General features: G+C 36.3%; 11 protein-coding genes and 2 pseudogenes. 7 read left to right on the forward strand and 6 right to left on the reverse strand.

Annotation, left to right across the window (positions count from 1 at the left end; genetic code table 11):
- The coding region (locus tag NI470_RS15090; RefSeq protein WP_253148888.1) for an integrase core domain-containing protein at positions 1-262 on the forward strand (262 nt) is incomplete at its 5' end.
- Positions 263-437: 175 nt separating this feature from the next.
- On the opposite strand, the gene NI470_RS15095 is transcribed toward NI470_RS15090, so the two are convergent.
- Complete coding sequence (locus tag NI470_RS15095; RefSeq protein WP_004281876.1) at positions 438-680, reverse strand: DUF2789 family protein; 243 nt, start codon at positions 678-680, stop codon at positions 438-440.
- 351 nt (positions 681-1031) lie between these two features.
- On the opposite strand from NI470_RS15095, the gene NI470_RS15100 reads away from it, so the two are divergent.
- The 5 genes from NI470_RS15100 to NI470_RS15120 all read left to right on the forward strand — a co-directional run bounded on the left by NI470_RS15100 (position 1032) and on the right by NI470_RS15120 (position 5928).
- Positions 1032-1412 carry a copper resistance CopC family protein gene (locus NI470_RS15100; RefSeq protein WP_005021626.1) on the forward strand — a complete coding sequence of 127 codons (381 nt, stop codon included), beginning with the start codon at positions 1032-1034 and terminating at the stop codon, positions 1410-1412.
- Between the two features lie 64 nt (positions 1413-1476).
- Entirely contained in the window at positions 1477-2358 is an 882-nt protein-coding gene (locus NI470_RS15105) for a copper resistance D family protein (protein WP_253148878.1), read from the forward strand.
- Positions 2359-2827: 469 nt separating this feature from the next.
- A complete protein-coding gene (locus NI470_RS15110; RefSeq protein WP_004281879.1) occupies positions 2828-3022 on the forward strand; it encodes a heavy-metal-associated domain-containing protein in 195 nt (64 codons plus the stop codon).
- 178 nt (positions 3023-3200) lie between these two features.
- A complete protein-coding gene (locus NI470_RS15115; protein WP_004281880.1) occupies positions 3201-5678 on the forward strand; it encodes a heavy metal translocating P-type ATPase in 2478 nt (825 codons plus the stop codon).
- A gap of 157 nt (positions 5679-5835) precedes the next feature.
- Positions 5836-5928: a YHYH domain-containing protein gene (locus NI470_RS15120; RefSeq protein WP_151809984.1), complete on the forward strand. Its 93-nt coding sequence runs from the start codon at positions 5836-5838 to the stop codon at positions 5926-5928.
- 45 nt (positions 5929-5973) lie between these two features.
- Here NI470_RS15120 and NI470_RS15125 read toward each other — a convergent pair whose 3' ends face one another.
- Positions 5974-6240, reverse strand: a complete 267-nt coding sequence (locus NI470_RS15125; RefSeq protein WP_005248679.1) for a metal/formaldehyde-sensitive transcriptional repressor — start codon at positions 6238-6240, stop codon at positions 5974-5976.
- 56 nt (positions 6241-6296) lie between these two features.
- Between NI470_RS15125 and dmeF the strand changes: the two genes are divergently transcribed.
- Positions 6297-7259 (forward strand): CDF family Co(II)/Ni(II) efflux transporter DmeF, encoded by a 963-nt coding sequence (dmeF, locus tag NI470_RS15130; RefSeq protein WP_034438686.1) that lies wholly within the window; start codon positions 6297-6299, stop codon positions 7257-7259.
- A gap of 372 nt (positions 7260-7631) precedes the next feature.
- Here dmeF and NI470_RS15135 read toward each other — a convergent pair whose 3' ends face one another.
- The 4 genes and pseudogenes from NI470_RS15135 to NI470_RS15140 form a co-directional block, all read right to left on the reverse strand.
- On the reverse strand, positions 7632-8246 hold the full coding sequence (locus tag NI470_RS15135; RefSeq protein WP_004668326.1) for a thiol:disulfide interchange protein DsbA/DsbL: 615 nt from the start codon (positions 8244-8246) through the stop codon (positions 7632-7634).
- A 177-nt stretch (positions 8247-8423) separates the two neighbouring features.
- Positions 8424-8563: pseudogene (locus NI470_RS15855) on the reverse strand (cation diffusion facilitator family transporter); the annotation flags it as partial.
- A gap of 87 nt (positions 8564-8650) precedes the next feature.
- Positions 8651-8767: pseudogene (locus NI470_RS15935) on the reverse strand (hypothetical protein); the annotation flags it as partial.
- Between the two features lie 767 nt (positions 8768-9534).
- On the reverse strand, positions 9535-10101 hold the full coding sequence (locus tag NI470_RS15140) for a recombinase family protein (protein ID WP_213687804.1): 567 nt from the start codon (positions 10099-10101) through the stop codon (positions 9535-9537).
- Between the last annotated feature and the right edge of the window lie 294 nt (positions 10102-10395).

The following is a 10395-nucleotide window of genomic DNA, read 5'->3' on the forward strand; positions in this document are numbered from 1 at the left end:
AAATTTACGAGCATCAGTCGGTACGACTGGTGATTCATACGATAATGCTTTGGCTGAAACGGTGAATGGCTTATACAAAACAGAGGTGATTGAATATCTAAAAGCAGATTGGCAAGGTTTAGCGGATGTACAACTTGCGACAATAAACTGGGTAGATTGGTTCAATAAAAAGCGTGTACACAGTGCACTGGGTTATGTATCGCCTTTTGAGTTTGAAGCAATGTACTATGATAAGATTAACCCGTTAGGTCAGGTGGCCTAACTTAAATAAAAAAGTCTCCGACAAACCTGGTACGGTTCAGGGTTTATAATCCAAATTTCAGAGTAAGGAATCTACTACTTATATAATAGAGATTCCATCTCCAAAACAGTACTACTGTATGAATGAGTTGTATTCAATGCAGGGAAGAATGTAGATCCTTAATACTAACGGAAAATTATTTTACTGAATTTTCATGTAAAGACTCATTTAATTGATCAATCACTGTCGTCCATTCACCATCAGAGTGTAGTTTTTCTTCTAAAAAATGACGTTGAGCATCAGTCCAAAAAATTGCTTGTGTTAAAAAAACATCTCCAGCTAGCTGATGGCTCTCTATGAATTTTGCAATTGCTTCTTCAGTAGAAGCTAAACCAAGCTGTTCAAATAATTTGGTCATTCTTGGACGTGTTTGAGTCATGTGCTTAGCCCATAAATTTATATTAGATCAAATTAAACATAACATGTTTATATTTAAACTAAAATATAAAAAATTAAATAGCTACTATTTTCTTAGACAAAATGATTACTACATTTCATAAATCAACCACCTACATAATTTGTTTGTTAAATGATCATTATTTTTCAATAAGATTATTTTAATAGTTAAAGATTTTAAATTTTAAAAATGACAAAAATGTAATTTTGAAGTCATCCCTCTGTTTCTGTCTCTCACTAATAATTGAAATATAAGAGGAGATGATGTGGTCTCATTAAATACAGATTTTATAAAGTCATCTCTAATGAACTAACGAATCAAGAGGAAACGTAAATGAAATTATTTCAAAATAAAATGACTGCTCTACGTCATGTTTTAGTAGCTGCAACGATGATTGTGGCTACTACAACTACGTTCGCTCATGTGAGTTTAGTGAGTGCGATTCCTGCGGAAAATGCATCTGTCCTTAGTCAACCAAAGAACTTGACCCTTAACTTTGGTGCAGAGGTTATGTTGATGAATATTAAGTTACTGGATGCTCAGCGAAGAGATGTTCCTTTAAAATATGAAGTTACTCATGACTTAAAGAAATCCTTTGATGTCGCTCTTCCGAAACTGAAAAAAGGTAAATATACCGTTGTCTGGACAACAATGGGGAAAGATGGCCACAACATGAATGGTGAATATAGTTTCACTATCAAATCAACTAAATAAGAATTGATTACCTTTCAACATGTCAGTGAGGTGCTGGCATGTTGTTCTAGAATGGACAAAAATAATGATTTCTGAATATTGGATGTGGGCCACTTGGTTAACTAAGGTTATTTTATATTTAAGTTTAGCTTTTGTCGTTGGTGGAGCCTTTTGCTATTTTTTACTTAGACAATATCTTGAACTAAAAGAATCGATTCTTAAATATATTACAATTGGCGCTGGATTAGGCCTAATTTCCAGTACCTTGGGATTTTTTATTCTGATTGGTAGTTTTGCCAATACTGGTATTACAGGTATGGTGGACCCCACGTATATTAATATATTGGTTAATACTCCGACGGGGTATATATACGTTCTTCGTTCTATTAGTTTTGCTCTTTTACTTCTTCTCATGGTGGTTAAACTTAACAGGAACAAAGGTCAGTTTTCTATAATTGAAAGTTCAATATTTTGTGTTTTACTTCTCCCGATTATTTTTAGTTTTTCCCAGCTCGGACATGTCGCTAATTTAACCTTACTTGCTCAAATTTTATTATCAATCCATATTCTAGTTATGTCGTTATGGATGGGGTCTTTATATCCGTTATGGAAAACCAGCCGGGAAATAAGTGGTTTACCTTTAAAAGATCGCATGCATGTATTTGGACGTATTGCTGCTTTCATTGTTGGGATATTAATCGCCTGTGGCGCTAGTGTAGCTCTTCTTTTAATTAAAGATTTTAATACCTTAATCAATACTGCATATGGCTATGGTTTCATGGTTAAAATGTTTTTTGTTATAGGTATTCTACTTTTAGCTGCCTTCAACAAATGGTATTTCACCCCGCGTCTTCAACATCCTAAATTCGCTAAACACCTTAGTCATGCCATTTTATTTGAGATGTTATTAGGTCTATCAATTCTATTAACAACAGGCTATATAACCACTGTCGTGGGTATTGAATAAGAGAATTTCAAAATAAGGGAATTGAGGAAATTTAACATTACTGCATTTATCTTTTGTAGCTGAGCAATAAAGTTTCTACTGGACTGCCAACTTACGACAATCAGAACAGTAAAATCGCATCATGAGGCATTATACATAAAGGTAGTCACCGGTTTTTAGCTTATCTTCAACCCATAACGGTCTCATCTATTCAGTTCACTACCATTGATTGAAATAACTAATCTTATAAATTTCAGAGTGATCGTAGATGACAAAAATGTCATTTTAAAGTCACATTAATGTTGGTTAAGTACTTTTACTGTAGTCATTAGAACACTCTTCTTTGGAATACTCTGAAGAAAACTGTAAGGTTGTAAACAGACCAAGTTACAGCGAGTAACTGATTCAGAAAAAGGCTGGTTGTATGGTGAGAGTTTAGAGTTACTGTTCTAATGTTTTAAACAAATGTTTTGTTAAAAAGGAGCAACATATGAAATTTCACATCGCTAATATGACTTGTGGTGGTTGTGCACGCGGCATTACTACCGCAATTAAAGAGCTCGACTCGAATGCCTCACTCGATATTGATTTACAAAACCGTATTGTTGAAATCAACACAACGGTGAGTCAGGATCAAGTCATTGCCACTCTCAGTGAGCGTGGATTTACAGCTGATCCTGCTTAATCTCTGTTAGAGTAACAGTGGGAATTCCTTACCACTTTTACTCTCTCTTATTTTCCTCATCGTACAGATAAAACCTGTACTTGCTTGAAATAAAAGTAATCCCTGAATTCCCCCTAATCTTGGTTCGAGCTGATCTTCGCATATAGAACTCAGCATATCTAAATGATAGAGATCGTATATGAGTACCGAAATGACTGATACGCCACACTACAGTGAAACATTAGAGATTGAGGGGATGACATGTGCTTCTTGTGTAGGCCGTGTGGAAAAAGCTTTAAAATCTGTTGAGGGTGTTGAATCGGCTCATGTAAATCTGGCTACCGAAAAAGCAGTCATTTATGCGCATCAACCACTTGATCGCGCTACTTTAATTAAAGCCGTAGAAAAAGCAGGCTACGAAGTGGAAGCGCTGCAACCAATAGAGCTTACGATTGAGGGTATGTCATGTGCTTCTTGTGTAGGTCGAGTAGAAAAGGCCTTAAAATCTGTTGAGGGTGTGGAATCAGCTCATGTAAATCTGGCTACTGAAAAAGCGACTATTCAGGCAAGCTCATCTGTCACTCGTGACTCGTTAATTCAGGCTGTCACCAAAGCAGGGTTTGAAGCAAAGTCAGTTCATCAAACTACGGAAAGCTTTCAAGATAAAAAAAATATTGAATTAGAAAAACTTAAAAAAGATTTAATTTTGTCAGTCTTATTGACTCTACCCGTTTTTATTTTAGAAATGGGATCACACCTGATTCCCGCCTTTCATACGTTTATGATGGATAACATTGGCCAACAAAATAGCTGGTTAATGCAATTTTTCTTGACCACAGTAGCATTAATTTTTCCAGGCCGACGCTTCTTTAAAAAGGGCATCCCAAGTTTATTCCGCTTAGCACCAGACATGAATTCCTTGGTGGCTGTAGGAACATTGGCTGCTTATCTTTATTCAGTGGTTGCTACTTTCTTTCCAAGTGTCCTGCCACAAGGCACGGTCAATGTTTATTATGAAGCTGCAGCGGTTATTATCACTTTAATTCTATTAGGTAGATTTTTTGAAGCCAAGGCAAAAGGCCGAACGTCTTTAGCAATTCAACATCTAGTTGGAATGCAGCCTAAAGTTGCCAGAATACAGCTCAATAATCAGGTGATAGAAGTTCCGATTGCCGAAGTTCAAACAGGAACGATTGTAGAGATTAGACCAGGCGAGCGTATCCCTGTCGATGGTGAAGTTATTCACGGCCAAAGTTTTATTGATGAATCCATGATTACTGGCGAGCCTATGCCCGTTGAAAAAACGATAGGCTCTACTGTGGTAGGAGGAACAATTAACCAAAGTGGCAGCTTAAATATCAAAGCCACCTCTGTTGGTAGTTCATCAGTGCTTTCTCAAATCATCCGAATGGTTGAACAGGCGCAGGGTTCCAAGCTGCCTATTCAGGCATTGGTTGATAAAATTACCATGTGGTTTGTACCTGTAGTAATGGGTCTCTCTCTTTTAACTTTTATTACTTGGTTTATCTTCGGCCCTGAGCCAGCCCTAACGTTTAGCTTAGTTAATGCAGTTGCGGTACTCATTATTGCATGTCCTTGTGCAATGGGACTTGCAACGCCTACATCAATCATGGTGGGAACTGGGCGTGGTGCTGAAATGGGTGTTTTATTCCGTAAAGGGGAAGCTTTGCAGCTGCTCAAAGAAACTAAAGTGGTTGCTGTTGATAAAACAGGGACCCTGACTGAAGGGAAACCAATTTTAACCGATCTGCATGTCTTAGAAGGGTTTGAATACAATGCCGTACTTTCACTTATGGCAGCCGTTGAATCAAAGTCTGAGCATCCTATTGCTCGAGCAATTGTACAAGCCGCTATAGATAAGGAATTAATCCTGTCTCCTGTTGCTGATTTCAAGTCAGTCACGGGCTATGGAATAGAAGCAACGGTGTCTGAACATTTGGTTCATATTGGTGCAGATCGATATATGGAAAAACTAGGTTTGAATCCTAATGTTTTTTCTCAATTTTCGGATCGTTTGGGAGAAGAAGGAAAAACCCCTCTCTATGTTGCGATTGACCAGAAACTTGCTGCCATTATTGCTGTAGCAGATCCAATTAAAGAATCAACATTTGCTGCAATTGAAGCGTTACATCAGTTAGGTTTAAAGGTTGCCATGATTACAGGTGATAACCGTCATACAGCTCAAGCGATTGCAAAAAAACTAGGTATTGATGAGGTTATTGCAGAAGTCTTACCAGAAGGTAAAATAGAGGCCGTTAAAAAATTAAAAAATCAATATGGTAAACTCGCATATGTTGGAGATGGCATTAATGATGCCCCTGCACTTGCAGAAGCAGATATTGGTTTAGCAATAGGTACAGGTACAGACGTAGCTATTGAAGCTGCTGATGTGGTTTTGATGTCTGGCAACCTGAAAGGAGTGCCAAATGCTATCGCTTTAAGCAAAGCGACTATAACCAATATTCGTGAAAATTTATTTTGGGCATTTGTTTACAATGCAGCTCTGATTCCTATTGCAGCAGGTGTACTTTATCCGCAATTTGGACTGCTACTTTCTCCTGTATTTGCTGCTGGTGCAATGGCTCTCTCGTCAATATTTGTACTAGGAAATGCTTTACGATTAAAACGTTTTAAAGCCCCCCTTGCAATTATTTAACCATTTTTTATATACATTTAAAGTTTTGTTGGCTTTACTTTATATATTTGGAAATAGTCTAAGCCATGTTGGCTTTTATTAAATATCATACAGTTGATATTCTAATTATTTGAGAGGGATTAAGATGAAAAGAATTTTATTAATATGCTTTATAGGCATGTCATTTACCTATGCGAATGCTCATTCTGGGGGAACGAACTCACAGGGTTGTCATACCAACAGTAAAACTGGTGATTACCACTGTCATTAATAGGTGCGCACACAGTTTTTTTATTTAAAAGACTGTGCTTTAAAGTTATAAGTAGCGTTTAACTAAAGCTAAAAATTCATTCAGTTCTTTTTCCTTTATTTCCTCAGTATCACCGAGTACATGTTCTCTAAGATGAAGTTCTATTAACTCATTCATTAAGCCATTTATCGCACCTTTAATTGCTGCAACTTGCTGTAATACCTCAATACAAGAATTTTCAGAATTTAAAATATTCTGTTCAAGGGCATTAGTTTGACCTTGAATTCGTCTAATCCGATTTAAAATTTTTTTGTTCTGATTTAAGTGAGACATACTATTCAACCTCAAGAACATATACTATGGGGGAGTATTAATTGTGGTGCAATAAAATGCAATATCTAAATAATGTTAAAAGTGACCATTCGCATCAATTTGACGAAGGAAATCCTTTAGCACAAAAGAAAATTTTAATCGCAACCATCCTCACTGGTGTAATGATGGTGTTTGAAATTTTTGGAGGATGGTTCTTTAATTCCATGGCTTTATTGGCTGATGGATGGCATATGAGTTCTCATATGTTGGCATTGGGCTTAGCTTATTTTGCCTATAAAATGGCTCGAAAATATGCTCGTGATCAGAGATTCTGTTTCGGTACATGGAAGATAGAAATCTTAGCTGGATATTCGAGTGCCATTTTATTGATGGTTGTTGCTGTATTCATGGGTGTTCAATCGATAGAACGTTTATTCAATCCTGTGAATATTCACTACAACGAGGCAATTTCAATTGCGATTGTTGGCTTGATCGTTAATTTTATTTGTGCCTGGTTACTACGTGAAAATGGTCACCACCACCATCATCACTCTCATGATGACCATGACCACCACCACGATCATCATCACTCTCATGATGACCATGACTTAAACCAGAAAGCCGCTTTTCTTCATGTAGTAGCAGATGCAGTAACTTCTGTATTAGCGATTATTGCACTTTTCGCAGGGAAGTATTTTGGATGGGATTTTTTAGATGCAATTCTAGGGATCGTAGGTGCAGTGCTTGTAGCACAATGGTCTTGGGGATTGATTAGAGAAACAGGTAAAACATTGCTTGATGCAGAGATGGAACATCCTGTAGTAAAGGAGATTCAGGAAGTTGTAGAGGAATTAGATAACCAAATTACGATTACTGATCTGCATGTCTGGAAAGTAGGTAGAAGTAAATTTTCATGTATTTTATCCCTAAATACAGTTAATGACTCCTTAACAGCAGAGGTAGTTCGTAAAGCTTTGTCAATTCATGAAGAGATTGTTCATATTTCTGTTGAAATTAACAAGAATTTCCATGTTGTTTAAATTAATATTTATTCCTTTTAAACTTTATCAGTCTATTTATGTAAATCTTAGATTAGAATTTGTTTGTTGTAGAGCGTCGGGGCGCCTCGGCAATTCTGCGTGTTGAAATAGAAAGGAAAATTCATTTTCTGAATGAAGATATCGGGTATGAACTGGTAAAGATACAATCCACGATTCATATTCAATCCCATGACTTTAAAGCGCAAAGCGTGTTGCAGATGCAGCTCTTATTCCGAGGAATTTTACACTGGTATCGCCCGCCGATAGAAACACCAGATCCGGCAGTCAGGACGTAAATAACCATTCCTCCAGTTTAAATAAAAAAACCTGCAGATTCGATGCAGGTTTTTTTTAGAGATAATCAATCGCGTCTTATTTGGCTTTACGCTCTTTTTCAATCAGGTAATTCACCACCTGAATTACTTTGGCATCATTGCCCTGCACAATATATTTACCATTCACGGTCACCGCTGGTACACCGCTTAACTGATATTGAGCAGTCAAATTTTTTGCCTGAGCAATTTTTGACGAAATCGGGAATGATTTATAAGTCGTGTTAAATTTCTCTTCAGAAATACCATAACGGGTATAGAACTTGGCCAATTGTGCCTGTTCTAAAATTGGACGCTGCTTGTCATGAATATCATGGAATAACTGTAAATGTGCTTTTTGACGCACACCCAGGGCTTCTGAAACATAATAAGCACGTGCAGCCTGTTCCCAAAGCGGGTTCATTGCAGCAGGTGTACGTACAAAACGGATATCTTTGGGTAATTTTTTCAACCAGTCCTGCATATGCGGTTCCAACGTGAAACAGTGACCACAGCCATACCAGAAGAATTCACGTACCTCAATTTTGCCCGGTTTTTCGACTTTGACTGGTTTTGCGACCACCTGATAGTCCTGACCTGCCACAAAATTGGCCATAGCACTACCTGAAAAGGCCAAAACAGATGCGGCAACAGCTCCTAAAAGGAATTTTTTCATTGGGATTATCGTCCTCTAAATCATTATGCTTAGTGTATGGGTTCACTATAAATCAATTATGCCGGTTCCGTTTTCATGCTGCGAACTTTTGTGCTATCAGAACCGCTACATTAAAGTATGCGACTGATTTTAAGTCAGTTAATATGGCCATTCGACCGCTATGTGTTTTTAGATAATCACAAAAGTTAAACTTTGAGTAATAAAAACGGTTATAATTTCTACGATTAAAACGTAGTGGTCAAACCTACAGTAAATATTAACTTCTTACTATTCTCTTCAGTAACAGCCGCGTGGCTCTGAGAATGATCTTCTGACATACAATAGTTTCCTTATTCTATTTACGATTAGCTGAGAGACTTGAGTAAGCCTCAATATTTCTGCTAAAAATTGCTTACTATAATTGGTCAAGAAGCTTTCTTTTCATTTATCCACCGGGACAATATTGGTAATAAAACCAACATAAGAAGGGTTGATGAGATAATTCCTCCAATAACCACATTTGCTAGTGGGCACTTTACTTTTTTCTCCAATTCCAATGCCTCCCTAACTAATTAGAGAGTTTTAAGCATTATTACATGAATCTTTCCAGTACTATTGTTGCAAATATACTAAGTTGCATATTTATTCCTGCCTATGTATAGGAGCATATGTAACCCTAAAGTTTAAAATAGTCTTTTCGGATTATTTAAAAATTTGAAAATGGTAAAGAATAAATTAAAAACAATAAATATATTTATCATTCGATTTAAAAAAATTAATTAATCTTAGTTACACCATACTAAAAATAACTAATTTTTAGTTTTCCTAGTTATATGTGCTTCATTATAATTTTGAATTAATTCTCTTCACACCCTTTGCTTTTTTCATTGTTAATTATTTCTAAATTTTTCTCTAAGAAACGAAGTCCCCCATCAGCAAAACTACTGGTTGAAAAAACTATAGTAAAAATAACTAAAACAATCTTCATATATATATTATTGAATCTAATCATATCTTGGACCAAAAAATAATTTCTTCATATACTAATTCCTAGATATATACACCTAAATGACAACCAAATTACAAATTTGTAATTTTGTTAATGTTTGTCCTAAAAAAAATAAATTAATACTATTTTAACAAAGATAAGTCGTTGCTGAAAAATTTGAATTGTAAGGGATTTAATTATTGCTAAATCAAAAATTTATAGGCCGGAAACTTTGTGATTCTTTGCTTTCTGCACTTATTATTTAATCAATGTTTCACGATTTTCATCGTGAAACTAAGTCTATTCGCAAATTTCAATGAGTTACTCACTGTCTTTTAAATAGCGGTATACCGCCTGGCGACTAATTCCAAATGCCTGGCCTAATGCCATTTTTGAAGGGTACTTCCCCTCCTTCCATGCCTGCCGTAAAGCTTCAGCTTGGTCGGGTTTTAATTTATGTACCCGGCCTTTGTACTTTCCTTGAGTAGAGGCTAGTTTAATTCCTTCCTTTTGCCGTTCTAAAATGATCTCACGTTCGAACTGTGCAAAAGCACCCATCAGTTGCAGCATCAAATTATCCATCGGAGTGGATTGGGCCGTAAAAGTAATATTTTCTTTTACAAACTGGATGGCGATCCCTCGTTTGACCAGTTTATCTACTTCAGTGACCAAATCTTTTAGGCTTCGCGCAAAACGATCCATGGAATGTACAACAACTTGATCGCCTTCCCTGACATAGTTCAACATTTCCTGAAATTTAGGTCGATCGGTATTTTTACCTGAAGCGCGATCAACAAAAATTCGATCGACTTCAATTCCCTCAAGTTGACGTCCCATATTTTGCTCGACTGAACTGACCCGGACATAACCTACTTTTTGACCTTTCACTTTTTCATGCCCCAATTGGATAAAAATGAACAATTTCGTAAATTATAAATCTTTAATACCAAAGTTACATGTTACTTATGATTAAAAATCATTTAAATGAGACATGCTTTTACGAACTTTTAGATTGTCACTTTAGGGTATACTCTAAGTATACAAAATATATATGTGCAATTTTAATTTGTTCGTCATGAAATACATAAAATGGGCTTTGTTGCACAAACCTATCTGTAAAGGCTTTTTCAGCGATATAATTTTCAAATGAAGAAGCCTACACAGAAAATCTACCGCACAACC

Source organism: Acinetobacter lwoffii, assembly GCF_024129115.1.
Classification (GTDB): Bacteria; Pseudomonadota; Gammaproteobacteria; order Pseudomonadales; family Moraxellaceae; genus Acinetobacter; species Acinetobacter lwoffii_T.

Bases quoted from the DNA above. Each gene is read 5' to 3' on its own strand.
- NI470_RS15095 (WP_004281876.1), bottom strand. From the start codon at position 680: ATGACTCAAACACGTCCAAGAATGACCAAATTATTTGAACAGCTTGGT.
- NI470_RS15100 (WP_005021626.1), top strand. From the start codon at position 1,032: ATGAAATTATTTCAAAATAAAATGACTGCTCTACGTCATGTTTTAGTA.
- NI470_RS15105 (WP_253148878.1), top strand. From the start codon at position 1,477: ATGATTTCTGAATATTGGATGTGGGCCACTTGGTTAACTAAGGTTATT.
- NI470_RS15110 (WP_004281879.1), top strand. From the start codon at position 2,828: ATGAAATTTCACATCGCTAATATGACTTGTGGTGGTTGTGCACGCGGC.
- NI470_RS15115 (WP_004281880.1), top strand. From the start codon at position 3,201: ATGAGTACCGAAATGACTGATACGCCACACTACAGTGAAACATTAGAG.
- NI470_RS15120 (WP_151809984.1), top strand. From the start codon at position 5,836: ATGTCATTTACCTATGCGAATGCTCATTCTGGGGGAACGAACTCACAG.
- NI470_RS15125 (WP_005248679.1), bottom strand. From the start codon at position 6,240: ATGTCTCACTTAAATCAGAACAAAAAAATTTTAAATCGGATTAGACGA.
- dmeF (WP_034438686.1), top strand. From the start codon at position 6,297: ATGCAATATCTAAATAATGTTAAAAGTGACCATTCGCATCAATTTGAC.
- NI470_RS15135 (WP_004668326.1), bottom strand. From the start codon at position 8,246: ATGAAAAAATTCCTTTTAGGAGCTGTTGCCGCATCTGTTTTGGCCTTT.